The 25916-nt window shown below is 68.2% G+C and carries 22 protein-coding genes and 1 tRNA gene; 13 read left to right on the forward strand and 10 right to left on the reverse strand.

Annotation, left to right across the window (positions count from 1 at the left end; all coding sequences use genetic code 11):
• The first annotated feature begins 102 nt into the window (after positions 1 to 102).
• Together B4A39_RS08230 and B4A39_RS08235 are read left to right on the forward strand one after the other, a co-directional pair.
• Positions 103 to 546 (forward strand): DUF350 domain-containing protein, encoded by a 444-nt coding sequence (locus tag B4A39_RS08230; RefSeq protein ID WP_292035275.1) that lies wholly within the window; start codon positions 103 to 105, stop codon positions 544 to 546.
• A gap of 13 nt (positions 547 to 559) precedes the next feature.
• Entirely contained in the window at positions 560 to 1387 is an 828-nt protein-coding gene (locus B4A39_RS08235; protein WP_292035865.1) for a S1 family peptidase, read from the forward strand.
• Between the two features lie 188 nt (positions 1388 to 1575).
• Here the strand turns inward: B4A39_RS08235 and B4A39_RS08240 are convergent, their stop codons facing one another.
• The gene (locus B4A39_RS08240) at positions 1576 to 4434 is read right to left on the reverse strand and encodes a M16 family metallopeptidase (protein ID WP_292035277.1); all 2859 of its coding nucleotides are present in this window, start codon (positions 4432 to 4434) and stop codon (positions 1576 to 1578) included.
• Between the two features lie 166 nt (positions 4435 to 4600).
• Positions 4601 to 5476, reverse strand: a complete 876-nt coding sequence (locus B4A39_RS08245) for an isoaspartyl peptidase/L-asparaginase family protein (RefSeq protein ID WP_292035278.1) — start codon at positions 5474 to 5476, stop codon at positions 4601 to 4603.
• 109 nt (positions 5477 to 5585) lie between these two features.
• On the opposite strand from B4A39_RS08245, the gene B4A39_RS08250 reads away from it, so the two are divergent.
• On the forward strand, positions 5586 to 6587 hold the full coding sequence (locus B4A39_RS08250) for an NADPH:quinone oxidoreductase family protein (protein ID WP_292035281.1): 1002 nt from the start codon (positions 5586 to 5588) through the stop codon (positions 6585 to 6587).
• Positions 6584 to 7312: a 2OG-Fe(II) oxygenase gene (locus B4A39_RS08255; RefSeq protein ID WP_292035284.1), complete on the forward strand. Its 729-nt coding sequence runs from the start codon at positions 6584 to 6586 to the stop codon at positions 7310 to 7312. Before B4A39_RS08250 ends, B4A39_RS08255 begins: the two co-directional genes overlap by 4 nt.
• Here the strand turns inward: B4A39_RS08255 and B4A39_RS08260 are convergent.
• Complete coding sequence (locus B4A39_RS08260) at positions 7309 to 7725, reverse strand: YkvA family protein (RefSeq protein WP_292035287.1); 417 nt, start codon at positions 7723 to 7725, stop codon at positions 7309 to 7311. The two genes, B4A39_RS08255 and B4A39_RS08260, sit on opposite strands and share 4 nt — an antisense overlap.
• Positions 7726 to 7780: 55 nt before the next feature.
• On the opposite strand from B4A39_RS08260, the gene B4A39_RS08265 reads away from it, so the two are divergent.
• The 4 genes from B4A39_RS08265 (at position 7781) to lpdA (ending at position 13593) form a co-directional block, all read left to right on the forward strand.
• Positions 7781 to 8563 carry an SDR family oxidoreductase gene (locus B4A39_RS08265; RefSeq protein WP_292035292.1) on the forward strand — a complete coding sequence of 261 codons (783 nt, stop codon included), beginning with the start codon at positions 7781 to 7783 and terminating at the stop codon, positions 8561 to 8563.
• A 271-nt stretch (positions 8564 to 8834) separates the two neighbouring features.
• Positions 8835 to 8909, forward strand: a tRNA-Gly gene (locus tag B4A39_RS08270).
• Positions 8910 to 9159: 250 nt separating this feature from the next.
• Positions 9160 to 11991, forward strand: coding sequence for a TonB-dependent receptor (locus tag B4A39_RS08275; RefSeq protein WP_292035294.1), 2832 nt, complete (start codon positions 9160 to 9162; stop codon positions 11989 to 11991).
• A 189-nt stretch (positions 11992 to 12180) separates the two neighbouring features.
• The gene (lpdA, locus tag B4A39_RS08280) at positions 12181 to 13593 is read left to right on the forward strand and encodes a dihydrolipoyl dehydrogenase (protein ID WP_292035296.1); all 1413 of its coding nucleotides are present in this window, start codon (positions 12181 to 12183) and stop codon (positions 13591 to 13593) included.
• Positions 13594 to 13678: 85 nt separating this feature from the next.
• Here lpdA and B4A39_RS08285 read toward each other — a convergent pair whose 3' ends face one another.
• Entirely contained in the window at positions 13679 to 14254 is a 576-nt protein-coding gene (locus tag B4A39_RS08285; RefSeq protein ID WP_292035298.1) for a hypothetical protein, read from the reverse strand.
• Positions 14255 to 14441: 187 nt separating this feature from the next.
• Here B4A39_RS08285 and B4A39_RS08290 point away from each other — a divergent pair, with 187 nt between their 5' ends.
• Entirely contained in the window at positions 14442 to 15233 is a 792-nt protein-coding gene (locus tag B4A39_RS08290) for an SDR family oxidoreductase (protein WP_292035302.1), read from the forward strand.
• On the opposite strand, the gene B4A39_RS08295 is transcribed toward B4A39_RS08290, so the two are convergent.
• The 4 genes from B4A39_RS08295 to fsa form a co-directional block, all read right to left on the reverse strand.
• Positions 15220 to 16227 carry an aspartyl protease family protein gene (locus B4A39_RS08295; RefSeq protein ID WP_292035303.1) on the reverse strand — a complete coding sequence of 336 codons (1008 nt, stop codon included), beginning with the start codon at positions 16225 to 16227 and terminating at the stop codon, positions 15220 to 15222. The genes B4A39_RS08290 and B4A39_RS08295 overlap by 14 nt on opposite strands.
• A gap of 66 nt (positions 16228 to 16293) precedes the next feature.
• Positions 16294 to 17223, reverse strand: a complete 930-nt coding sequence (locus tag B4A39_RS08300) for a tyrosine recombinase XerC (protein WP_292035306.1) — start codon at positions 17221 to 17223, stop codon at positions 16294 to 16296.
• Positions 17205 to 17906, reverse strand: a complete 702-nt coding sequence (locus tag B4A39_RS08305; protein ID WP_292035308.1) for a DUF484 family protein — start codon at positions 17904 to 17906, stop codon at positions 17205 to 17207. Before B4A39_RS08305 ends, B4A39_RS08300 begins: the two co-directional genes overlap by 19 nt.
• A gap of 24 nt (positions 17907 to 17930) precedes the next feature.
• Positions 17931 to 18584, reverse strand: a complete 654-nt coding sequence (gene fsa / locus B4A39_RS08310) for a fructose-6-phosphate aldolase (protein ID WP_105563152.1) — start codon at positions 18582 to 18584, stop codon at positions 17931 to 17933.
• Between the two features lie 30 nt (positions 18585 to 18614).
• On the opposite strand from fsa, the gene B4A39_RS08315 reads away from it, so the two are divergent.
• Positions 18615 to 20777, forward strand: a complete 2163-nt coding sequence (locus tag B4A39_RS08315) for a primosomal protein N' (RefSeq protein ID WP_292035323.1) — start codon at positions 18615 to 18617, stop codon at positions 20775 to 20777.
• A 92-nt stretch (positions 20778 to 20869) separates the two neighbouring features.
• On the opposite strand, the gene B4A39_RS08320 is transcribed toward B4A39_RS08315, so the two are convergent.
• Positions 20870 to 21646, reverse strand: a complete 777-nt coding sequence (locus B4A39_RS08320; protein WP_292035867.1) for a glutaminyl-peptide cyclotransferase — start codon at positions 21644 to 21646, stop codon at positions 20870 to 20872.
• Positions 21647 to 21672: 26 nt separating this feature from the next.
• Positions 21673 to 22500: a TerC family protein gene (locus B4A39_RS08325; RefSeq protein WP_292035326.1), complete on the reverse strand. Its 828-nt coding sequence runs from the start codon at positions 22498 to 22500 to the stop codon at positions 21673 to 21675.
• Positions 22501 to 22824: 324 nt separating this feature from the next.
• On the opposite strand from B4A39_RS08325, the gene B4A39_RS08330 reads away from it, so the two are divergent.
• From B4A39_RS08330 to B4A39_RS08340, 3 genes are all read left to right on the forward strand, one after another.
• Positions 22825 to 23379, forward strand: a complete 555-nt coding sequence (locus tag B4A39_RS08330; RefSeq protein ID WP_292035328.1) for a F0F1 ATP synthase subunit delta — start codon at positions 22825 to 22827, stop codon at positions 23377 to 23379.
• A 67-nt stretch (positions 23380 to 23446) separates the two neighbouring features.
• A complete protein-coding gene (atpA, locus tag B4A39_RS08335) occupies positions 23447 to 24979 on the forward strand; it encodes a F0F1 ATP synthase subunit alpha (protein WP_292035330.1) in 1533 nt (510 codons plus the stop codon).
• 30 nt (positions 24980 to 25009) lie between these two features.
• Positions 25010 to 25888, forward strand: coding sequence for a F0F1 ATP synthase subunit gamma (locus B4A39_RS08340; protein WP_292035332.1), 879 nt, complete (start codon positions 25010 to 25012; stop codon positions 25886 to 25888).
• Positions 25889 to 25916: the final 28 nt, after the last annotated feature.

Raw genomic sequence — 25916 nt, forward strand, 5'->3', positions numbered from 1 at the left:
ATCGGGTGTGGCTCCGGCGCCCTTGCGGAAGAGGCGGGGGATCGGGCAAGGCTTGTTTTGCTTTCGTTCCGTTTTCAGCAGGGGGCTGCGGGCTCGCACATCATGGACGCGTCGTCTCTGCCCAGCGTGCTGTCGAGCCCAGAGGTTCAGGCCTTCGCCACCGGCTTTCCGATCCTGCTGCTGCATCTGGTCGTGACGTTCGGCCTGCTGGCCATGGGGGCGACGGTTTACGCCCTGCTGACGCCGTGGCGCGAGGTGGCGCTGATCCGTCAGGGCAATCCGGCCGCCGCCGTGGCCTTCGTCGGGGTGCTGGTCGGTCTGGCGATCCCGCTGGCGACCTCGCTGTCGATCTCGACCTCCATTCGCGACATCGCCATCTGGGGCGTGGCGACGGTCGTGCTGCAACTTCTGGCCTTCCGCGCGGTCGACATGCTGCTGACCGGTCTGCCGCAGCGCATCGAGAAGGGCGAGGTGGCGGCCGCCGTGGTGCTGGCCGGCGCCAAGCTGGCCACGGCCCTGATCCTGGCCGCCGCCCTGACGGGCTGAGGGCGGCGTCATGATGGGTTTTCCCCGTCTTCCTGACTGGACCATCTATGCGGCGGTGATCGGCGCCCTTCTGATCGTGTCGCTGGGCCGCCGGGAAAAGGCCGACGCTCCCCATGCGCCCGAGGACGACGAGGCGCACGGCCCCTTGCTGGGGCCGGTGACGCCGTTTGATCCTTCCGTCACGGTCATCGCTCCCGACATTCCCTTTCAGCCGTCGTCCGGCACGGCCTTCTCCATCGCCGGCGACGGCCGCTGGGTTACGGCCCGCCATGTGGTCGAGGGCTGCCGCCGTCCGGCGCTGGTGATCGGCGGCGGACGCGCCCTGGCCGCCGACGTGCGACTGGCCGCGCGCGCCGACGTGGCCCTGTTGCTGACCGAGGGCGGACCGCCGGCGCTGCCGGTCGCCACGCAGACGCCGCTGCGCAAGGGCCAGCGCGCCTTCCATCCGGGCTTCCCGCAAGGCCATCCGGGCGAGGTCGCGTCGCGCCTGCTGGGCCGTGAGACCTTGAAGATCAGAGGGCGGGGCGAGCGCGACGAGCCGGTGCTGGCCTGGGCCGAGGCCGGGCGCACCAAGGGGCTGAAGGGAACCTTGTCGGGGCTGTCGGGCGCGCCGGTGCTGGATCGACGCGGCCGGGTGCTGGGGGTGACCATCGCCGAGGCGCCCCGTCGGGGGCTGATCTACACCACGGCCCCGGACACCTTCGTCCCCGCGATCCGGGGCGAGCAGCGCGCCGACGAGAAGGCCCTGGGCGAGGCGGTGACGACCGAGAACTACGGCCAGGTCGCCGACCGCCTGCGCCGCGACCTGCGCGTGGCCCAGGTGGTCTGCCTGACGGCATAGCGCCTGTCTCGATCCTTCCCTGCGAAGCGGGGGAGGGAACCATACGCATCATGGTGGAGGGGGCGGCTCGGGCCTGTCGGCCTTGTTCGATCAAGCGCGGAGGGCAAGCGCGGAGAGAAGGTTCGCCCCCTCCACGCTACGCGGTCCCCCTCCCCCGTCGCGAGGCGACAGGGGAGGATAGAGGCACCCTATCTCAGCGTTGCGCTGTTCAGGTTCAGGTCGGTCAGCGGGATGACCTCGACGTTCGGGTATTTGGCCCGCAGGGCGTCGATGAATTTGGACGCATCGCCGACGATGACCAGGCTGGCCTGATCCGTGGGCAGGTGTTCGGCGAAGGCGGCCTCGACCTGTTGCGGGGTGACCGAGCGGACGCGTCCGGCGTAGTCGGCCAGGTCGCTCATCGGCAGGTCGTAGAGGGCCAGGTTGGCGACGAGGCCACCCAGACCGTCCACCGTCTCCAGCGAGCGGCCGAAGCCGCCAATCAGCGCGGCGCGGCGGGGGGCCAGTTCGGCCTCGGCGGCGGGCGCCGTCCCCAGCTTGCCGACCTCGGCCAGGATCAGGTCGGCCACCTCGGTCGCCGTTTCGTTCTTGGTCTGGGTCGAGGCGGTGAAGACGCCGACGTCCTGCTGGGCGCCCACCGACGAACGGGCGCCGTAGGACAGGCCGCGCTTGATGCGGATTTCCTGATTGAGGCGCGACGAGAAGCCGCCGCCCAGCAGGGTGTTGCCCAGGGTCAGCGGGAAGTAGTCGGCGTCGGTGCGGCTAACGCCGCGGATGGCGGCGATGACGGCGGCCTGACCCGCGCCCGGCTGGTCGATGACGACGACGCGGGTGGGCAGGGTCTGGCCCGCCTTGGCGACGGGCGCAGGGGCTGCCGACGACGGATCACGCCAGTCGCCGAAGGCGGCCTGGGCCAGTTCGCGGGCCTCGGCTGCAGTCACGGCGCCCGAGAAGACGATCGTGGCCTGCGACGGGCGATAGCGGGCGGCGTGGAAGGCGGCCACGTCGTCGCGGGTGATGGCCGGGATGCTGGTCAGGGTTCCCCCGCCGGGCGCGCCATAGGGGGCGTCGCCATAGATGACGCGGCCGACCGACTGGGCCGCGATGGAGCCGGGCTGGCTGAGGGCGACGCGCAGGCCGTCCAGGGTCTGCGCCTGCTGGCGCTCCAGCTCTTCGGCGGCGAAGGCCGGATTACGCACCAGATCGGCCATCAGGCTCAGCGAGCGGCCGAAGACGTCTTTGGGGGCATTGGCGTAGACATTGGTGAAGTCGGCGCCGGAGCCCGCGCCGATACTGGCGCCCAGCTGCTCGATGGCGGTGGCGATCTCGGGCGCTGATTTCGACGTCGTGCCCTGGGTCAGCAGACCGGCGGTCATGGAGGCGACGCCCGGCTTGCCCGCGGGATCATTGGCCGAACCGGCGTTGAAGTTCAGACGGGCCGAAACCAGCGGCAGGCCCTCGGTCGGGGCGACCAGCACTCGCATGCCGTTGTCCAGGCGGAAGTCGGCCACGGCGGGGGTGGTCGGGGCCACCTCGGCGCCGGGCTGGGGCAGGCGGGCGCGCTCGGCTTCCGGCAGCAGGACGGCGATGGGACCGGCCGGGGCCAGTTCGGCCACGGTGACGGGGGCGTCGACGTTCATCTTCTGCACGCTGGCCGGATGCTCGTCGTCGGCAGGCTGGTAGTTGATGGTGATCTGGCGCTGCGGCGTCAGATAGCGACGGGCCACGCGCTGCACGTCGGCGGCGGTGACGGCCTGGATCTCGGCGATCTCGCGGTCGGCGGCGGTGGCGTCGCCGGTCATGATCAGGGCCATGCCGAGGGTGGTGGCGCGGTCGTCGATGCTCTCGCGGCCGCGCAGGGCGTTGGCGACCAGCTCGTTCTTGGCCTCGCTCAGTTCGGCGGCGGTGATCGGCGCATCGCGCAGGCGGGCGATCTCGGCCTCCAGGGCGGTCTTGCCGGCCTCGACCGTCTGGCCGTCGGCCATGATGGCGTAGGCCGTCAGGTTGCCGGCCTGCTGGGCGAAGTCGGGGCTGGAGCCGATCGAGGCGGCGATCTGTTGATCATAGACCAGCGAGCGATAGAGGCGGCTGGACTCGCCGGTGGACAGCACCCCGTCCAGCACGGTCAGGGCGGCGCGGTCGGCGTCGCGATAGGCCACGGTGTTCCAGGCCAGGACCACGGCCGGCAGGGGCACGTTGGGCGCGTAGTAGGTGGCGGTGCGCGGGCCGGTCGGCTCGGGCTCTTTCACATCATTGACCGGCATGGGCGCGGCCGGGCGCTTCAGCGGGGCGAAATACTCGTTCACCCAGGCGTCCAGCTGGGCCTGATCGAAGTTGCCGGCCACGATCAGCATGGCGTTGTCGGGCCGGTAGTAGGTGGCGTGGAAGCGCAGGACGTCGTCCAGGGTCGAGGCGTTCAACTCCTCGATCGAGCCGATGCCCGGACGGCGATAGGGATGGTCCTGATAGATGGTCTCGGGCGTGAATAGGCCGAACAGGCGGCCATAGGGGCTGGCGAGGATCCGCTGGCGGTATTCCTCCTTCACCACGTCGCGCTCGGAGACGAAGGTGGCTTCATCGACCACCAGCGAACCCATGCGGTCAGCCTCGGCGAAGAGGATGCGCTGCAGGTGGTTGGCGGGAACCACCTCGTAGTAGGCGGTGACGTCGTCGGCGGTGAAGGCGTTGTTCATGCCGCCGACGTCTTCGGTCAGACGGTCGAAGGTCTCGGACGGCATGTTCTTCGTCGCCTTGAACAGCAGGTGCTCGAACAGGTGGGCGAAGCCCGAACGGCCGGCCGGATCGTCCTTGGAGCCCACGCGATACCAGACCTGGACCGTGACGTTCGAGGTCGAGGCGTCGCGAGCGGTGTAGACCTCCATCCCGTTGGCCAGGACGCGTTTCTGGAAGCCCAGCGGCGGCACGGCGACGCCGCCCTGTGCGGCGGTGGTCGCGGTCGCAGGCGGCGATCCCTCGGCGATGGCTGCGGCGGGCAGGCCCAGCAGCAGGGCCGAGGCGCAGGCGGTCAGGATCAGGCGGGTCTTCATGGGCGTCAGGTTCCGGTCGCCCGCCGGCCGCGCCGGGGGCAGGTCGGCCGGACCCTATCAGGGCCGAAACCTGCCGCGCACCTTACGGTGCTGTAATGAAGTGAGCGGGCCCTACATGCCCCGCTCATCCCCGCCTCCGCGGGATGAGCGGATGAGAGGGAGGCGTTTAGCGCCCGAACACCTCGACCCCGACCTCGCCGTCGGTGGTCAGCCAGGCGCGCTTCATGCCCTGACTGTTGAAGGGGGCGACGATGTTGCCGTCGCGGTCCAGGGCGATCAGGCCGCCGTCGCCGCCCAGACCGCCGATGCGGTCGATGGTCGCCTGCGAGGCCTCGGCCAGCGACTGACCGGCGGCCACGCCGAAGGCTGTGCGAGCGGCGGCGGCGACGCGGATGAAGTACTCGCCCTGGCCGGTGCAGGAGACGGCGGCGTGGTCGTCAGCCCAGGTCCCGGCGGCGGGAATGGGGGTGTCGCCGACGCGGCCCGGCATCTTGCCGAAGACGCCGGCCGTCGAGGTGGCGGCGGCGAGGCGGCCCTGGCTGTCCAGTACGCAGCAGCCGACGGTGCCATGGCTGAGCGTGCCCGGCGGGTGGTTGTCCTCGCCCTGACCGGCCCGGGTGAACCAGGCCTCCTCGTCTCCGATCGGCTCCAGGGCCTGATCATGGGCGAACAGGGCGGCGCCTTCGCCGGCCAGCATGACATGGGGCGTGCGGTCCATCACGGCGCGGGCGGCGACGACCGGGTTGCGGAAGCCCTGCAGGGCGGCGACGGCCCCGGCCTTGCCCGAGGCGCCGTCCATCAGGCTGGCGTCCAGCTCATAGGCCCCGGCCAGGTTGGGCGAGGCGCCGCGGCCCGCGACGTAGAGGCCGGAGTCTTCGAGCATGATCACCGCCTCGACGGCGACGTCCACAGCGGAGGCTCCGGCGTCCAGCCGCGCCTTCATCGCCTCGACCACTTCGCGCATGTGCACGACCTCGGCGTCGTAGTTGCGCTCGCGCCGGGCGCCGGCGCCGCCGTGGAGGATGAGGGCGGTTCGCGCCATGGTCGTCTCCTGAAAGTCTGTTCGGCCTCTTTGCATCGGGCCGCGCGCTGATTAGCGTCGCAATCGTGTCGGCGCCATGGCCCGACGGGGGATCACGAAAGAAACCAGCATGCGCGCAGTCCTGTCCAAGGCCGTCGGCGGCCCTGAAGCTCTCGTCGTCGAGGAGGTCATGGACCCCACGCCCAAGCCGGGCGAGGTGGTGATCGAGATCAAGGCCGTCGGCATCAACTACCCCGACACCCTGATCATCGAGGACAGGTATCAGTTCAGGCCCGAGCGCCCCTTCTCGCCGGGCGCCGAGGTGGCGGGTGTGGTCGACGCGGTGGGCGAGGGCGTCAAGGGCGTGTTCAAGGGCGATCGGGTCATCGCCGTGCCGGGCTGGGGCGGTCTAGTCGAGCGTCTGGCGGTCCCGGCCTCCAGCCTGATCCCCATGCCCGACGGCATGAGCTTCGAGGAGGCCGCCGCCCTGACCATGACCTACGGCACCAGCTACTACGCCCTGAAGGACCGGGCGAAGCTGCAGCCGGGCGAGACCCTGCTGGTGCTGGGCGCCGCCGGGGGCGTGGGCGCTGCCGCGGTCGAACTGGGCAAGGCCATGGGCGCGCGCGTCGTCGCCGCGGCCTCGACTAACGACAAGGTGGAGTTCGCGCTTGAGCTGGGGGCCGACAACGGCCTGATCTATCCGTCAGGTCCGATGGACAAGGCGGCGCAGAAATCGCTGTCGGGCGAGTTGAAGCTGGCCACGGGCCGCGACGGCGCCGACGTGGTCTATGACGCGGTCGGCGGCGACTACGCCGAGCCGGCATTGCGCGCCATGGACTGGAACGGGCGCTATCTGGTGGTCGGTTTCCCGGCGGGCATCCCGTCCCTGCCGCTGAACCTGACCCTGCTGAAGTCGGTGTCGGTGATCGGGGTCTTCTGGGGCGCGGCGGTGGCGCGCGATCCCAAGGCGCACGCGGCCAACATGGCCGAGCTGATGCAGCTGTGGAAGGACGGCAAGATCAAGCCGCGCGTCAGCCGCACCTATCCCCTGGAAGACGCGCACGAAGCGATCAAGGCGCTGGGCGATCGTCAGGCCCTGGGCAAGATCGTCGTGGTGACCGAGGGATGAGCGACGGTCTGAACCTTGCGGTCGACGAGGTCGAATTCGCGGTCGCCGCCGAACGGCTGGCGCGTACCGGCCGTACGCGCGTGCCGGGTCTGTTGGGCGAAGGGGCCGGACGGCTGCATGACGAGATGGCGGACCCGATCCATGACTGGGCGCGGGCCTTCCACAATCCGTTCGGCGTTGACGTGTCCGCCGCCGGGTTCGACGCTCAATCGGATGAGGATCGACAGGCGGCGCTGGATCGCATCCACGCCGGCGCCGCCAAGGGGCTTCAGTTTCTCTTTGACCGGTTGTTGATCCACACGACGGGTGACGAGGCCAGCCACACGCCGCCTCTGCTCAAGGCGGCTGTCGAGCTGTTCAACAGCGAGGCCTATCTGGCGTTCGCGCGCCGCCTGACCGGCGACGACCGCATCGTCTCCGCTGACGGTCAGGCGACCCGTTATTTGTCGGGGCATTTTCTGAACCGGCATACCGACGCCAATGAGGCCTCGGGGCGCCTTTACGCCTATGTGCTGAATCTCTCGCCCCGCTGGCGGGCGGAGTGGGGCGGTCATCTGCAGTTTCTGGATGAGACAGGCGAGGTGACCGAAAGCATGATCCCGGCCTTTGGCGCGCTGAACGTCTTCAAGGTGCCCCAGTCCCACGCCGTCTCGGTCGTCGCGCCGTTTGCGCCCGCGCCGCGCTATTCCATCATCGGCTGGTGGCGCTCGCAGGCGCTGACCTAGTTCGCCTCGTCGCGGACGCGCTTCAGCGCCGTCTCGGCCTGTTCATGGTGCCTGCGTTTCACGTGGGCGCCGAGCGTCGCCAGGACGGCCGCGATCACGGCGGCGTCGTCGGTGAAGCCGATGCCGGCGAAGATGTCGGGAATGGCGTCGACCGGCATGACGAAATAGGCCAGCGCGCCCAGCATGACCCCCTTGGCCGCCATCGGAGTCTGCGGATCCTGGGTCGCGTACCAGGCGGCCAGGGCCTGACCCGCGAAGGGGATGCGAGAGGCCGTGCTGCGCAGTTTGGGCCAGAAGCCCTTTCTGACACGCATTTCATTGACCCTCTGCACCGTGGGGACCAGGGCCTTCTCAGGATCGATGGCGTCGGCCATGGAGTCGGCTGACGACGCCGGTTTGGCTTTGGCGGTCATGGCCGCTAAATCCTCGCGCAGACACTCGGTTCACCAGAATATAGGGACGATCTTCATGAAACTCGACGGTTCGATTGCGGCGGTGGTGACGGGCGGAGCCTCGGGCCTGGGCGAGGGCACGGCGCGCGCGCTGGCGGCCAGGGGCGTCAAGGTCGCCCTGTTCGACCTGAACGAGGAGCGTGGCGAGGTGATCGCCCAGGAAATCGGCGGCGTCTTCTGCAAGGTGGACGTGACCTCGGACGAAAGCGTCGCCGCCGGCTTCATCAAGGCCCGCGCCGCCCACGGCCAGGAGCGCCTGACCGTCAACTGCGCCGGCATCGCCACGGGCCAGAAGACCGTCAGCCGCAAGCGCGACACCGGCGAGGTCCGCTCGCACGACATGGCCTCGTTCGAGCGCACCGTCACGATCAACCTGTTCGGCACCTTCCGCGTCCTGTCGCAGTCGGCCCTGGGCATGGTTCAGGCCGAGCCGATGGCCGATGGCGAGCGTGGCCTGATCGTCAACACCGCCAGCGTCGCGGCCCAGGACGGTCAGATCGGCCAGGCGGCCTATTCGGCGTCCAAGGGCGGCGTCTACGCCATGACCCTGCCGGTCGCGCGCGATCTGGCCCAGGAGGGGGTGCGGGTGAACACCATCCTGCCCGGCATCATGTGGACGCCGATGATGGCCGGCATGGACCAGAAGGTTCAGGACAGCCTGGCCGCCGCCATTCCCTTCCCCAGCCGCCTGGGCACCCCGGCCGACTATGCGGCCCTGGCCCTGCATCTGGCCGAGAACGTCTACATCAACGGCGAGTGCATCCGTCTGGACGGCGCCATTCGCCTGGCGCCGCGCTAGGCGAGACGTCGACGGCTCTGGTCCGTCCTGCGTAGCGGCTGGCCGTCTGAGGGGAGGCGGCCCGCGGGATTGATCCGTGGAAGTTGTTTTCAGCGGCCCTCGCAACCTTCTCTCCAGAAGTGTTGCGAGGGCCGTTTTGCTTGAAATTGCAGGGCTATTCGAAAAAGCGTGGTGGATTGAAGGAAAAACCAAAAAGGGGGTTGCGCGAGCCGAAGAAGGTCCGCTATACGCCCCTCCTCGACGGGGAGCAGCACATCGCTCCCACGGGAATGCGGGCGTAGCTCAGTGGTAGAGCACAACCTTGCCAAGGTTGGGGTCGAGAGTTCGAATCTCTTCGCCCGCTCCAGTCGAGACTGGGAAAACGGGGCCCGATCGCAAGATCGGGCCCCGTTTCGCATTCCGCCTCGGACAATGGCGTGAAAGTCTGATTTCAGCATGACGACAGACGTTCCGTTTCGGGATGGAATGTCGCGTCCCTGTGGTCCGTTCGCAGATTCCTTTTCGTCAAACCGTCGCGGCCGCGTCGTCGCACGCCGTTAGCCAGCGCCGCCATGGACCGGAGCGCGAGGCGATTCCGGCGAACGGGGATGACTGACATGAAAATTCGACTTCTGGTGGGCGCGGCCTTGCTGCCCCTGACCTTCGCCATGGCCGCCCAGGCCGCCGACGTCGCGCCCAGCGCTGTGATCGAACCGGCCGGCGACGGCGTGATCGGCCGCGTGGTCAACGCCGACGGCGCGCCCCTGCCGGGCGCCGAGATCGTCGAGCGCGGCACGGGCCGTCGGGTGGTCAGCAACACCCAGGGCGAGTTCATCCTGAACGGCGTCTCGGGCCAGATCGAGCTGGACGTTCGCTACATCGGCCTGCCATCGGCCAGCCAGACGGTCGTCGCCACGCCGGGTCGCCTGACCGCGATCACCGTGACGATGGGCGGCGGCGACGTGACCACGGTGGCGGACGTCGTGGTGACGGGCGTCATCACGGACAGCGTCGCTCGTTCGCTGAACCAGCAGAAGAACGCCGACGGCACCATCAACGTCCTGTCGGCGGATGCGATCGGCCGTTACCCCGACCCGAACGTCGCCGAGTCCCTGCAGCGCGTCCCCGGCATCGCCATCCAGCGCGACCAGGGCGAAGGCCGCTACATCAACGTGCGTGGCGCGCCGTCGGCCTTCACCGCCGTCTCGGTGGACGGCGTGGCCGTGCCTGCGGTTGATCCGGGCACGCGCGCGGTCGATCTGGACACCCTGCCCAGCGACATCGTCTCGAACATCGAGGTCTCCAAGACCCTGCTGCCGAGCCAGGACGCCGATTCCATCGCCGGCGCCGTCAATATCCGCACGCGCTCGCCCTTCGACACCCGCCGCCTGGCCTTCAGCGGCTACGCCGGCGGCAGCTACAACGACTACGGCGGCAACGACACGCGCGCCGCCGCCACGGTCTCGAACGTCTTCGGCGAGAACCAGACTTTCGGCGCCCTGCTGTCGCTCAGCTACTCCGAGACCAACCGCCGTCCCGAGAACATCGAGAACGCCTGGGTCGAGGGCGGCAGCTCCTATGTGATCGAAGAGACGCTGTTCAAGCAGTATGAGACCCAGCGCACCCGTCAGGCCCTGACCGGCGCCCTGGAATGGCGCCCCACGGACCAGACGCGACTGTATGTCCGCGGCTCCTACGCCGACTTTGAGGACAACGAGTATCGCAACACCCTGATCCTCGGCTACGCCGACGGGGCGCTCCAGGCCGGCGCCACTGACACGACCGCCACCTACACCGGCGCGCGTATCTACCGCGGCCTGCGTCACCGCACCCAGAACAACCAGATCACGACCCTGGTGCTGGGCGGCGAGCACACCTTCGACAACGGCATGATCTGGGACGCCGACCTGTCCTGGGCCGACAGCGAACAGACCTATCCCCACCGCGACGAGCTGGTCTATCGCTCCACGTCGACGACGCTCAGCTACGACACGCGCGACCACTACGCCCCGACCTACTTCTATGCGGCGGGCAATCCGATCTTCGGCGACACGGCGACCGGCTTCTTCGCCACGCCGGGCAACTTCTCGTTCCGCGAGAACACCTTCCGCTCGAACACGACCCAGCAGGAAGACGTCGCCTTCCGCACCAACCTCGAGATTCCGAGCCAGTTCGCCGGCCGCGAAGTCGACTGGAAGTTCGGCCTGAAATACGCCACCCGCGACGTCGATGCGGACGAGGAACGCCAGCGTGACCGCGCCTCCTCGGCCAATCCCGGAACCCTGGCCTCGCTGTTGGGCGACACCCAGGGGCGCAACTTCGGCTATCAACTGGGCACGCAGTACGACAAGGGTCTGGTCGACGCCTATCTGGCCGCCGCCAAGGGGGCGTCGCCGCGCCGCATGCCCGACTCGCTGACGGCGGACTACACGGCCCAGGAAGACATCCTGGCCGGTTACGGTCAGGCGCGCTTCGACGTCGGCGCCACCAACATCACCGTCGGCCTGCGCGTCGAGCAGACCAAGTTCGACGGCTCGGCCCCGACCTATTCGATCGATGAGGACGAGAACGAGGTCTATGCGACGGCGAACGTCAGCCGCGACGACACCGACTTCTTCCCCAACCTGACCGTCCGCCACGCCTTCAACGACAACCTGATCGGTCGCTTCGCCCTGACGCGCTCGATCTCGCGTCCCGAGTTCAACCAGATCGTTCCGCGTCGGGTCGAGGAGGTGGACGGCACCGAGCTGAGCGCCAGCTTCGAGGTCGGCAACCCCGACCTGCAGCCGACGCTGTCGAACAATGTCGATTTCGGTCTGGAATACTACTTCGCCTCGCTGGGCGTGGTCTCGGCCAACGCCTTCTACAAGGACCTGACCGACTACCGCTATGTGCTGAACTATCAGCAGGACGTCACCATCGGCGGCGTGACCTACGTCGACGCCGACTTCTCGACGCCGATCAATGCGCCGGAAGGCCACCTGATGGGTCTGGAGCTGAACTGGCAGCAGAAGTTCGGCTTCCTGCCGGGCTGGATGTCGGGCTTCGGCGTCTTCGCCAACTTCACGGTCACGGACGCCGAGATCAAGACGGGCCAGAACTACGGCGGGCGCAACACCTTCGACCTGCCGGGTCAGTCCGAGACCAACTACAACGCGGCCCTGTTCTACGAGATGGCCGGCTTCTCGGCTCGCCTGTCCTACACCAAGCGCAGCGACTACCTGGAAGAGATCAACGCCGACAACGCCGACCTGGACCTCTATGTCGAGGGCCGCGAGCAACTGGACTTCACCGCCAGCTACGACTTCGGCAATGGTTTCGAGGTGTTCGGCGAAGCCAAGAACCTGACCGACTCGGCTGGGGTCAAATACTACGGCTCGCGCGAACGGACCTACGAGTACGAGAAGTTCGGCTACAACGCCTTCGTCGGCGTGCGCTTCAAGTACTGATCGCCCGGATCAACGATCCGCGGAGGGCCGGGCGGCGACGCCCGGCCCTTTGACGTTCGCGTTTGGCTTTCGTCGGCATGGCCCCCGGCGCAATCCCGGCCTATATGGACCGTGGCGGTTGACCCCGCCGGGGTCGGCGCTAGTGTCCGCGCCGCCTTCTCCCAGCGCCAGACCGATCAGAGGAATTCCATGGCCGACGCCGCTCCCCAGACCTACGACGTGGTGATCATCGGCGGCGGGCCGGGCGGCTACAACGCCGCCATTCGCGCCGGCCAGCTGGACCTCAAGGTCGCCGTCGTCGAAATGCGCGACACCCTGGGCGGCACCTGCCTGAACGTCGGCTGCATGCCGTCCAAGGCCCTGCTGCACGCCTCGGAGCTGTATGAGGCCGCCAACACCGAATTCGCCGGCATAGGCATCGAGGTGAAGCCCAAGCTGAACCTGGGCCAGATGCACAAGGCCAAGGACGACAGCGTCGGCGCCCTGACCAAGGGCATCGAGTTCCTGTTCAAGAAGAACAAGGTCGACTGGCTGAAGGGCCGCGGCCGCATCGCCGGCCAGGGCAAGGTCGAGGTCGAGGCCGCTGATGGCTCGAAGACGACCTATGACGCCAAGAACATCATCATCGCCACCGGCTCAGAGCCGACCCCGCTGCCGGGCGTCGCCTTCGAGGACGGCAAGGTCATCGACTCGACCGGCGCCCTCTTCCTGCCCAAGGTGCCCAAGCACCTGATCGTCGTCGGCGCAGGCGTGATCGGCCTGGAGCTGGGTTCGGTCTGGCGTCGTCTGGGCGCCCAGGTGACCGTGGTCGAGTTCCTCGACAAGGTCGGCGCCGGCATGGACGCCGAGGTGGCCACGGCCTTCCAGCGCGGCCTGACCAAGCAGGGCATGACCTTCCGCATGGGCACCAAGGTGACCGCCGCGACCTCGACCAAGGACGGCGTCGAGCTGACGATCGAACCTTCGGCCGGCGGCGCCGCCGAAACCCTGAAGGGCGACGTGGTTCTGGTGGCCATCGGCCGTCGTCCCTACACCGCCGGTCTGGGCCTGGAGACGGTCGGCATCGAGACCGACAAGCGCGGCGTTATCCCCAACGACCACTTCAAGACCACGGCGCCCGGCGTCTGGGTCATCGGCGACGTCACCTATGGCCCGATGCTGGCGCACAAGGCCGAGGAAGACGCCGTGGCGGTCATCGAGACCATCGCGGGCAAGGCCGGTCACGTCGACTACGACCTGGTCCCCAGCGTCATCTACACTGGCCCGGAAGTCGCCTGGGTCGGCAAGAACGAAGAGCAGCTGAAGGCCGCGGGCGTCGCCTTCAAGAAGGGCAAGTTCCCCTTCGCCGCCAACAGCCGCGCCAAGATCAATCACGAGACCGAGGGCTTCGTGAAGGTCCTGGCCGACGCGACGACCGACAAGGTCCTGGGCGTCCACATCTATGGCCCGCAAGCCGGTGAGCTGATCGGCGAGGCCTGCATGACCATGGCCTTCGGCGGTTCGTCGGAAGACATCGCCCGCACCTGCCACTCGCACCCGACCCGCTCGGAGGCCGTCCGCCAGGCGGCCATGGCCGTCGAAGGCTGGGCCATGCAGGCCTAAGCTTCGGCCGTCAGTCCGAACGCATCACGGCGCGCTTCGCAAGGGGCGCGCCGTTTTCGTTGGGGGATGGGATGACTCTACGGTCTCAACGCGTTCGGCAGGCGCCGTTGGGATCAGGCCCCAGGCTAACCATCAACCGCGGCCGGTTCCGTGCGGTGGACGACGACATCAGCAGAAAAAGCGGCCTTCCGTTCAGGGTCAAACAGTGCAGTTCCTGCCTGAAGCTGCCGTTGGAATCGCTTGAACCTGGCCCTGAGTCGCTTCTGACCTCGCTCACAGCCCCGGCCTCCGTGAAAACGGTCAGCATCTCTGCGCGCAGTTCATCCGGATCGCCGCGCGTCACGATGAGGGTGCACGCGTCATTGGCCTCTTCCTTCAAGGTGACGGCGTTGGTGACGGTGTGCTGACCGTCCACCTTGGGGCCGCGCGAGATCGCGGCGGTCTGGAAGAATTCCCGTGCTGGACGCCCCGTCATGACGTGCGGAACACAGCCCTGCTGCATCCCGTAACGCGCGCCGGCGGTTGGCGAAAAATGGATGCCGGGATTGGGCCGCTGGAAGACGTAGGCTTCGTTCTGGGCGTCGACGAGGCCGTCGAGCGGCGAAGCGGCCTGCGGCATCGCGAGGCCGGCAAGGACTGCGCCCAATATGATGGCGAACACGGGACTCTCCCCTTTGCGATCCGGTTGCCCGCGAACAATGCTTCAGCGAACGTTGTCGCGCGACCGATTTCTTCAGCCCTGCGCACCTCCGTCAAGGACAGTGCGCCGAAGGTCGAGGTCGGCCTCGTAATCCGCCGCGTGTATGACCATGTGCAGCCTCGATCTTCTCGCCACATTGGATACCGACATGGACCTGAAACTCTCCGGCAAGCGCGCCCTGATCTGCGGCGGCTCCAGTGGCCTGGGGCGGGCCGTGGCGACGGCGCTCGTGGCTGAGGGCGTGCATGTGGCCCTGTTGTCGCGCGATGCCGCGAAACTTCAGGCCGTGGCCGACGAACTGAACGCCATGGGGCCGGGCAGGGCGGTGATCGCGCCCGCCGATCTGGCCGACCATGAGGGACTGCTGAAGGCGGTGGACGGGGCCGAGGCGGCTCTGGGCGGACCGATCGAGATTCTGCTGAACAATACCGGCGGGCCGCCGCCGTCGGGCGTCAACGGGCTGGAGCCGTCGGTCTGGCGCGATCATTTCGAGTCCATGGTGCTGTCGGTCTTCCGTTTGACCGACCGGGTGCTGCCGGGGATGCGGGCCATGGGCTGGGGGCGCATTCTCAACGTCGCCTCCATCACCGTGATCGAGCCGGTGGGCACCTTGGGCGTGTCCAACACCCTGCGGGCCTCGGTGGCGGCCTGGGCCAAGACGCTGGCGGGCGAGGTCGCGGCCAATGGCGTGACGGTCAACACCCTGCTGCCGGGCCGCATCGACACTCCGCGCATTGAGCGTCTGGACGCCGCTCGCGCCGCCGCCACCGGGGTCGAGCCCGCCGAGGCGCGCGCCGAATCGGTCAAGTCCATCCCGGCCGGCCGCATCGGCACGACCGAGGAGTTCGGCGCCGTCGCCGCCTTCCTGGCCAGTCCGCTGGCGGGCTATGTCACCGGCTCGCTGATCCGCGTCGACGGCGGGGCGGTCAAGGCGATCTGACCCCTGTCGGAGGCGTGAGCGGGGTCGGGCGGCGGATCAGGCCGCCGAACGCGATCCGCGACTGACCATAGTCCAGGGTGATGCGGCTGAACCGGGTCAGGATGTCGGCGCCCAGCAGCAAGGCTGGCCGCTCTACTAATCCCAGCACCCGAAAGGCGTGCAGGTCGCCGAACAACAGCGGGGTGGGCCCCATGTCCCGCCGCGCCAGCCGCAGACTGGATACCGCCCCGGAATCGACCATCAGCGACTGGCCGATGACGCCATAGACCCGGATCGACTGACGCGCAGCGCGCCCGATCCGGGCGTCGATGGACCGCATCAAGGCCGTATTGGCGATGGAGTATTGTGCGCCGCTGTCGACGAAGGCGACCGCATCAACGCCGTCGACCTGAACGCTGGTCAGAATCAACTGGCCGAAGCGGGCGCGGCGGGTATCGGTGATGTCGTTGCGGACTCGGCTGGCGCGACCAAAGGCGATGCCGCGCTCCACCACGTCGGGGCCGGACGGCGCCATCATGACCCGACGCCGTCTGAGATCCAGCGTCAGCCGAAAACGCGACAACACGTCCAGGCCCAGAAGTCCGTCCGCGCCCAGAACCTCATGGGGAAACACCGGCGGCGTCATATTGGCGAAGCGTCGCCCGGAGAAGTCCAGACGAGGCAGGGCGACCGTCTGCGTCATCTCCGCCGCCGTGATGCCATGGACCAGAACCGGGGATGCGGGCGCCAGGTCGAGTTCGGCGGCCAATCGATCCGAAATCGCGGTGCGTTCCGCGCCCGTATCTATGACGAACAGCGGATCGCGGAGGCTGCCGACCTTCACCTTGACGGCCATGCGCGTCAGCAGGTTTTCGAGAAGGCGCGCTGTTTCGTCCAGTGGCGGGGGCGACGGGGTCTGGGCCTTGGCCGGCCACCCCAGCATCACCGCGCCTCCGGCCGTCAGGGCCAGCGCCAATCGGCGCGAGGGGCGGCGGGCAAGCTCTGGTTCAGGCAATGGCTGATCTCCACGCCGCATTCATCCCCATGCGGAGAATAGGCGCCGTTCGCGCTCCGTGGCGAGTCAGCTTCTGGGATGCGCCTCGGCGTAGGCCGCCAGCAGGCGGGCGGCGTCGACCTGGGTGTATTTCTGGGTGGTGGACAGGCTGGCGTGGCCCAGCAATTCCTGGATCGAGCGCAGGTCGGCTCCGGCCCCCAGCAGGTGGGTGGCGAAGCTGTGGCGCAGGGCGTGGGGCGTGGCCGACGCTGGCAGACCGAGGCGGCCGCGCAGGCGCTGAACCGTGGCCTGGACGTGGCGGGGACTGAGCGCCCCCCCGCGTTTGGCCCGAAACAGGGGGGCGCCAGCCTCGAGGAGGAAGGGTTGCGCGGCCAGATAGGCGTCCACCGCCTCGCGCACCTGGGGCAGGACCGGGGCCAGCCGCATCTTGCCGCCCTTGCCGGTGATGCGCAGGGCCTCGGGCAGGGGGGCGTCGGACCGCTTCAGCGACAGGGCCTCGGAAATCCGCAGCCCGCAGCCGTAGAGCAGGGTCAGGACGGCGCGATCGCGCGCCGCCTCCCACGGCTCCATGTCGGGGTCTGCCTCGGGTTCGTGCAGCAGCCCCTTGGCCTGATCCTCGGTGATCGGGCGGGGCAGCAGCGGCTTGACGCGCGGGCCGCGCACCAGGGCCAGCTGCGGTGCGGCCACGCCGAAGCGCCGGTCGAGGAAGGCGTGGAAGCTCCGGATGGCGGCCAGGGTCTGGCTGAGCGAACGGGCGTTCAGGGGCCGATCGCCGCTGCGCCGTTCGGCCAGATGGGCGCGGACCTCGGCGGCGGTGACGGCGCCGAGATCAGACAGGGTCTGCGGCTCGCCGCGATGGCGTTCGAGGAAGGCGACGTAGAGGCGGCCGACATGGCCGTAAGCCTCCAGCGTGCGCGGCGACAGGCGACGCTCGTGCGCCAGATGCTCGAGCCACGCGAGGAGCGCCTCGGGGGCCGTCAGCTTTGCGTCGGCCATCGCTCGGCCATGCGTTCGACCACGCGGGTGATGAAGGCCACCAGTTCGCAGCCCATGGCGGGGGTGAAGCCGTCGTCCTCATGCGAGCCGAAGGCGCACAGGGCCGGGCGGGCGCCGTCCGAACCGGGCAGGTGCAGGCTCATCCGCACCAGGGCGACGGACTTCACCTCGCCCTCGGCGGGGCCGAACAGGTCCAGTCCGGTGAAGTTGGGACCGAGCCATTCCAGACCGTCGTCGCCCAGCAGGGCGTCGACGCGGCCCGGCTCCAGCGATTTCCAGCCGAAGGGCACGGCGCCGGGTTTTTCCATCGCGATGGCGCCGCCGGCCAGGCCGAAGCGGGCCTGGGCCGTGGCGTCCAACTGGCGGGACAGTTCGGCGTGGGTGGTCGCCTCCATCAGATCCAGGGCCGAGACGTGGGTCTGGGTCTGGGCAGCGAAGTTGGCGCGGGCGATCTCTTCGATCTGCTTCCTCGCGCCGGCCTCGCGCTGGACCACGGCTTCCAGCCGGGTCAGGGCCGCGCGGCCGAAATCGACCACGTTGCGACCGGTGGCGCGCAGGCCCAGCTCTTCCAGCAGGGTGCGGTCGTCCAGCAGACGATCGGGATGGGCGTTCAACCAGGCCCGCACCTCGGGCCAGTGAAGGCCCTCGGCGGCGTCAGGAGAGAGGTCCAGGGAAGTGCTCAAGCGGACCTCTTTCCGGGTCGGGATCTACAGGATCGACTGACCGGTCTTGCCCCAGTCGGCCAAAAACGCATCAAGCCCCTTGTCGGTTAACGGGTGCTTGACCAAGGCCTTGAAAGTGTCGGCGGGCAAGGTAGCGGCGTCGGCGCCGGCGATGGCGGCGGCGGTCACGTGATCAGGGTTGCGCAAGGACGCCGCCAGGATTTCGGTGTCGAAATCGTGGATGTCGTACAGGGCGCGGATTTCCTCCAGCAGGCCCACGCCGTCTGCGCCGACGTCTTCCAGACGACCGACGAAGGGCGAGATGAAGGTGGCGCCCGCCTTGGCGGCCAGCATGGCCTGAGCCGCCGAGAAGCAGAGGGTGACGTTGGTCTTGATCCCCTTGTCCGCAAAGGCCCGCGTGGCGCGCAGGCCGTCCCAGGTCAGGGGCAGTTTGACGACGACGTTCGGAGCGATGGCGGCCAGTTTGTCGCCCTCCTTCACCATGGTCTCGAAGTCGGTCGCTACGGCCTCGGCGGAAATCGGCCCCTCGACGAGGGCGCAAATCTCAGCGATGACCTCGGCGATGTTCCGACCCGACTTGGCGATCAGCGACGGATTGGTGGTGACGCCGTCCACCATCCCGGTGGGCAGCATGTCCTTGATGACGGCGACGTCGGCGGTGTCGAGAAAGAGTTTCATGCCTGGGATGCTAGCCCTTTGGGACGCGCGGTGAAAGTCGCCTCCGTCCTCATTCCCCTGCCGGTGCCCGAGGCCTTCGATTACGAGGTCCCGGAGGGGCTGACGGTCGTGCGCGGCGATCAGGTGAGCGTGCCCCTGGGGCCGCGCCTGATCCGGGGCGTGGTGGCCGAGGTGTTCGAGACCACCGGCTCGAACCGGCGGCTGAAGGCCATCGAACAGGTGGTGAGCGAGCATCGCCTGCCGGAACGGACGCTGACCTTTGTCGAATGGGCGGCGCGCTGGACGCTGAGCCCGCCGGGCGAGATGGCGGCGACGGCTCTGAAGGGCCTGCGCGCGCCGCGGCCCCGGCCCGAGCGACGGGTCAGGCGCGTCGAGGGCCGCAGTCCCGCCCGCCCCACGGCGACGCGGACGGCGGTGTTGGAGGCTCTGGGCCCGCGTTCAATGGCGGCCGCCGATCTGGCGCGCGCGGCCAATGTCTCGGCGGGCGTGGTCAAGGGACTGGTCGACGAGGGCGTGCTGACGATCATCGAGATCGAGGCGGTCGCCGCCTTCGACGCCCCCGATCCCGACCATGCGCCCGCCACCCTGAACCCGGATCAGGCGGCCTCGGCCACGGCCATCGCCGACGCCGTGGCCGCGGGCGGCTTCGCCCCCTTCCTGCTGGACGGGGTGACGGGGTCCGGCAAGACCGAGGCCTATCTGGAGGCGGCGGCGCGGACCTTGCGCGCCGATCCGAGCGCGCAGGTGCTGATCCTGCTGCCCGAAATCGCCCTGACCCAAGCCCTTATCGAACGGATCAGCGCCCGCTTTGGCGCGGCTCCGGCGGAATGGCATTCCGGCGTCTCCCCGCCGCGTCGCCGTCAGGTGTGGGAGGCGGTGGTCGCCGGGCGCTGCAACATCGTGGTCGGGGCGCGCTCGGCCCTGTTCCTGCCCTACGCCAACCTGCGGCTGGTGGTGGTGGACGAGGAGCACGACGGCTCGTTCAAGCAGGAAGAAGGGTTGGTCTATCACGGCCGTGACCTGGCTGTGGCCCGCGGACGGATCGAGGGCGCGACCGTGGTCCTGGCGTCGGCGACCCCGTCGCTGGAGACCCTGTGGAACGCCCGGCAAGGCCGCTACGGCTGGCTGAAGCTGGCGGCGCGGCACGGAGCGGCAGTCTTGCCGGATATCGAGCTGGTGGACCTGCGCACCTGTCCGCCGGACCCGCAGACCTGGCTGTCGCAGCCGCTGCGCGAGGCCATCGGCGAGACCTTCGCCAAGGGGGAGCAGAGTCTGCTCTTCCTCAACCGGCGCGGCTACGCCCCGGTCGTCCTGTGCCGGGCCTGCGGCCACCGGCTGACGGCGCCGGACACGGATTCATGGCTGGTCGAGCATCGCTACACCGGGCGGCTGGTCTGCCATCTGACCGGCTTTTCGATGATGAAGCCCAAGCACTGCCCGTCGTGCGGGGCCGAGGATTCCCTGGTGCCGGTGGGGCCGGGTGTCGAGCGGGTCGAGGAGGAGGTTCGCCGCCTCTTCCCCGAGGCGCGCACCGCCATCTTCAGTTCGGACACCGTGCCCGACGGCGTCTCGGCCCGCGCCCTGATCCAGTCGATGGCCGAGGGCGAGATCGACATTCTGGTGGCGACCCAGGCCGCCGCGAAAGGCCACAACTTCCCGCGTCTGACGCTGGTGGGGGTGGTGGACGCCGACCTGGGCCTGCGTGGCGGCGACCTGCGCGCGGCCGAACGCACCTATCAACTGCTGGCCCAGGCCACGGGTCGGGCGGGGCGGGCGGACAGGCCGGGCCGCGCCCTGTTGCAGACCTGGACGCCGGAGCATCCGGTGCTGATGGCGCTGGCGGCGGGCGACCGAGACGCCTTTGTCGAGGCCGAGATGGGCGAGCGTGAGGCGGCGTCGCTGCCGCCGCATGGCCGTCTGGCGGCGATCATCCTGTCCAGCGAGAACGCCGTGGCGGTGGAGAAGGTCGCCCGCGATCTGGCAGAGGCCATCCCCAACGCCGAGCGGCTGGAGGTCTATGGCCCCGCCGACGCGCCGCTCGCCCTGGTGCGCGGGCGTCGGCGCAAACGGCTGCTGGTTCGGGCTGACCGGGACGTCAATCTGCAGGCCTTCCTGCGCGCCTGGCTGACGCGGGTGAAGGTCCCGGCTTCGGTGCGGCTGACCATTGATGTTGACCCCTACAGTTTCTTGTAGGGAGGGCTAACGCTCGCGACACGGTCGCTCGCTGCATGAGCGCAGCCCTCACCGCTCACTCAGGCGTCCGCCGGGATGAGCGGTAAGGAGGGTTAGCGCGGTCCTGTCAGCCTGATCTCGAATAGTGACGGCCAGTTCTTGCCGGTGACGAACAGGCGGCGGGCCTTTTCGTCCCAGGCGATGCCGTTCAGGACGTCGTCGGCGGGGTCTTTCACCGTGCCAGCGGGAAGCAGGCCCTTCAGGTCCACCACGCCGACCACATGGCCTGTGTTCGGATCTATGCGGACGATGTAGTCGGTCTGCCAGACATTGGCCCAGACCTCGCCGTCGATCCATTCCAGCTCGTTCAACTGGCGGACCGGACGGCCGTTCAGGGTGACGGGAACGCGGCCGGTCTCGGCGAAGGTGGCGGGATCAAGGAAGCGCAAGGCCGCCGATCCGTCCGACAGGATCAGGCGCGTTCCGTCGTGGGTCAGGCCCCAGCCTTCGCCTGCGTAGCTGAAGCGCGCGGTCTGGGTCAGATCGCGAGGGTTCCAGACGAAGCCGACGCCGTTGTTCCAGGTGAGGGTGACGACGCGGCCGTCGATCTCGGTCAGGCCTTCGCCGAAATACTGAGCATCCAGTTCGCGCTTCTGCAGCACGACGCCGTCTTCCAGCCGCACCCGACGCACGCTGGACGGGGCGCGGCCCGTGCTCTCGATCAGTTCGCCGTCGCGAAACACCAGGCCCTGCGTGAAGGCGGTCGGGTCGTGGGGGAAGGTCCGCACAACCTCATAGCCGTAGACCGGCGTGACGGGGGCGCGGGGAGAAGAGGCGGCCGGCCCCGGCGACTGCGCGCCCGCCGACGCGGGAAGCGCCAGCAAGAGCATCGCCAGGACCGGCCAAAGACGCACGATCAGACGCCAGGCTCGGCGGTTTCGGCCTTGTTGCGGGCCGCCAGCGCCGCCTCGGTGGCGAGGTCTTTTTTGATCTTGGCGTTTCGGGTCCACATATTCAGACCCTCGACCAGGGCCGAGAAGGCCATGGCGGCGTAGATGTAGCCCTTGGGCACGTGGACGCCGAAGCCGTCTGCGATCAGCACGGCGCCGATCATCAGCAGGAAGCCGAGGGCCAGCATGACCACGGTCGGGTTCTTGTCGATGAAGTTGGCCAGCGGATCGGCGGCCAGCAGCATGACGGTCACGGCGGCGATCACGGCGACCATCATGATCGGCACGTGATCGGTCATGCCGACGGCGGTCAGGATGGAGTCGACCGAGAAGACCAGGTCCAGCAGGATGATCTGGAAAATGGCCGAACCGACGTTGTTGATGACGACGTCCTTCTTGTCCTTCTCCAGCATGTCGTTGGATGGCGTCGTGTCGACCGCGTGGTGGATTTCCTTGGTGGCCTTCCACACCAGGAAGAGGCCGCCGGCGATCAGGATCAGGTCGCGCCAGCTGAAGGCGGTGTCGAAGGTCTCGCCGTGAAGGCCCAGGTCGAAGACGGGCGCCGTCAGGCCGACGATCCAGCCGATCGTGGCCAGAAGACCGAGGCGCATGATCAGTGCCAGGCCGATACCGATGCGGCGGGTGCGCTGGCGATGCTCGGGCGGCAGCTTGTTCGACAGGATCGAGATGAAGATCAGGTTGTCGATGCCAAGAACGACTTCCATGACCACCAGGGTCACGAGCGCGGCCCAGGCGGCCGGATCGCTCAACAGGGGAGTTATGCTTTCAAGCATCGGGATTCCAGAATGTGATGATAGCCATAAGCGGTAACGGGATCGTGAGGTTGCATCAACCCGGCGAGGGCGGCGATGTCGTCGCACCCGGCGCCGTCGCGAAGGTCTGGAGTCCGGCGAAAGAGCGCAGGTGCGACCTTATCGTTCCGTTCCCGTCGGTTGCGAGCGGAGACCTTGCGTGTTATCAGCCGCGCGGCTTTGACGAAGGATGCATCGCAAGATGTGTCCCAAGTATGCTTTCCATAAGCAAATCAAGCCCTTGTCTGGCGCGAGCGATCGCGGCCGGACTCGACCCAAACGCTTCAAATCGCGGACCTTTATTACGTGGCGGACGATTTCAGAACGACGGAAGTCGGCGAACGGTATGCTCAGGCGCTGTTCGACCTCTCGCAAGAGACGGGGGCGCTCGACGCCGTGCGCGGCGATCTGGCCTCGCTGAAGGCCGCCTGGCTGGACAGCGCGGACCTGCGTCGCCTGGCCCAGTCGCCGGTGATTTCGGCTGAGGATCAGGCCAAGGGCCTGGCGGCGATCGCCGACAAGGCGAAGTTCCACGCCACCACCAAGAAGTTTCTCGGCCTTCTGGCCGCCAACGGCCGCGTCCGCGACCTGCCCGGCGTGATCGCCGGCTTCCAGGCCCTGCACGCCAAGGTGACGGGCGTTGTGGCCGCCGAGGTCGTCTCGGCCCTGCCGCTGTCGGCGGCCCAGACCAAGAGCATTCAGTCGGCCCTGCGCGCGTCGCTGGGCCGCGATCCTGAACTGACCGCCCGCGTCGATCCGTCGATCCTGGGCGGGCTGAAGGTCAAGGTGGGGTCGAAGCTGTTCGACGCCTCGCTGAAGACCAAGCTCGACCAGATGAAGTTCGCGCTGAAACGCGCTTAAGCCCCGAATTCCAAGTTCAAGCCGGGCCAGCGGGCCCGCACCGAAGACGAAAGCCAGAGAGCCCACCATGGACATCCGCGCCGCCGAAATCTCGGCCATCCTCAAGTCGCAGATCGCCAACTTCGGCGTTGAAGCCGACGTTTCCGACGTCGGCCAAGTGCTGTCGGTCGGCGACGGCATCGCCCGCATCCACGGTCTGGACAACGTCCAGGCCGGCGAAATGGTCGAGTTCCCCAAGGCTGGCGTGAAGGGCATGGCCCTGAACCTCGAGCGCGACAACGTCGGCGCCGTGATCTTCGGCGCCGATGCGCAGATCGCCGAGGGCGACGAAGTCCGCCGTCTGGGCGAGATCGTGGACGTGCCGGTCGGCAAGGGCCTGCTGGGCCGCGTCGTCAACCCGCTGGGCGAGCCGATCGACGGCAAGGGCCCGATCCAGTTCGCCGAGCGTCGTCGCGTGGACGTAAAGGCGCCGGGCATCATCCCGCGCAAGTCGGTTCACGAGCCGATGCAGACGGGCCAGAAGGCGATCGACACCCTGATCCCCGTCGGCCGCGGCCAGCGCGAGCTGATCATTGGCGACCGTCAGGTCGGCAAGACCGCCATCGCCATCGACACCATCCTGAACCAGAAGAACGTCAACAAGTCGGACGACGAGTCGGCGAAGCTGTACTGCATCTACGTCGCCATCGGCCAGAAGCGCTCGACGGTGGCCCAGATCGTGAAGACGCTCGAAGAGTCGGGCGCTCTGGAATACACCATCGTCGTCGCCGCCACGGCTTCGGAACCGGCCCCGCTGCAGTTCCTGGCCCCGTTCGCCGGCACCGCCATGGGCGAGTTCTTCCGCGACAACGGCATGCACGCCCTGATCGTCTATGACGATCTGTCGAAGCAGGCTGTGGCCTATCGCCAGATGTCGCTGCTGCTGCGCCGTCCGCCCGGCCGTGAAGCCTACCCGGGCGACGTCTTCTACCTGCACAGCCGCCTGCTGGAGCGTTCGGCCAAGCTGAACGAAGACTATGGTTCGGGCTCGATGACGGCCCTGCCGATCATCGAAACCCAGGCCAACGACGTCTCGGCCTACATCCCGACCAACGTGATCTCGATCACCGACGGCCAGATCTTCCTGGAATCGGACCTCTTCTACCAGGGCATCCGTCCGGCCGTGAACGTCGGCATCTCGGTGTCGCGCGTGGGCTCCTCGGCCCAGATCAAGGCCATGAAGCAGGTCGCCGGTTCGATTAAGGGCGAGCTGGCCCAGTATCGCGAAATGGCCGCCTTCGCGAAGTTCGGCTCGGACCTGGACGCCTCGACCCAGAAACTGCTGGCCCGCGGCGCTCGCCTGACCGAGCTGCTGAAGCAGCCGCAGTACTCGCCGCTGGCCGTCGAAGAGCAGGTCGTGTCGATCTACGCCGGCACGCGCGGCTACCTGGACAACGTGGCTGTGTCGGACATCGGCCGCTTCGAGAGCGAGCTGCTGGCTCGCGTCCACTCGAACCACGCCTCGCTGCTGGAAGGCATCCGCACCAAGAAGGCTCTGACGCCGGAACTGGAAGCCGAACTCAAGGACGTCCTGGCCGCCTTCGCCAAGACCTTCGCGTAAGAACTGACCAGAGAGCGAGAGTAGCGCCGGATGGCCAGCCTTAAGGAAATGCGCAATCGGATCGGAAGCGTCAAGGCGACGCAGAAGATCACGAAAGCCATGCAGATGGTCGCCGCGGCCAAGCTGAAGCGCGCCCAGGAGCAGGCCGAGAACGCCCGCCCCTATGCGTCGCGGATGGCCTCGGTCATCGCCAACCTGGCCGCCGGCGTCTCGGGCGACGGCGCGCCGAAGCTGCTGGCCGGCACCGGCGCCGACCAGCGCCACCTGATCGTGGTCGCCACGGCGGACAAGGGTCTGGCCGGGGGCTTCTCGACCAACGTCGTCCGCGCTGCCCGCGACCGGATCAACAGCCTGATCGCCCAGGGCAAGGACGTTCGCGTCATCGCCGTCGGCAAGAAGTCGCGTGATCCCCTGACGCGCCTGTTCGGCGACAAGGTCGTGAAGACCTTCGAACTGAGCGAGCACAAGGTCCTGGGTCTCGCCGCCGCGCAACCGATCGCCGAACTGATCGCCGAGAGCTTCGAAGGCGGACAGGCTGACGTCGTCACCCTGTTCTACAGCGAGTTCAAATCGGTCATCTCGCAGGTTCCGACCGCGAACCAGCTGATCCCGGCCGTGGTGGCCGGCGACGCCGAGCCGATCGACCTGAACGGCGCGGTCTATGAGTATGAGCCCTCGGAAGAGGAAATCCTCGAGACCCTGCTGCCGCGCAACCTGACGACGCAGATCCTGGCCGCCCTCTACGAAAACCAGGCCGGTTTCTTCGGCGCGCAAATGGCCGCGATGGACAACGCCACGCGTAACGCGGGCGACCTCATCAACAGCCTGACGCTCCAGTACAACCGCAAACGCCAGGCCCAGATCACAACCGAGCTGATCGAGATCATCGCCGGCGCCGAAGCGCTCTGATCCCGACCCGCCAGACATTCCGATACGG

This window comes from Brevundimonas sp. UBA4553, assembly GCF_002387245.1.
Lineage (GTDB): Bacteria > Pseudomonadota > Alphaproteobacteria > Caulobacterales > Caulobacteraceae > Brevundimonas.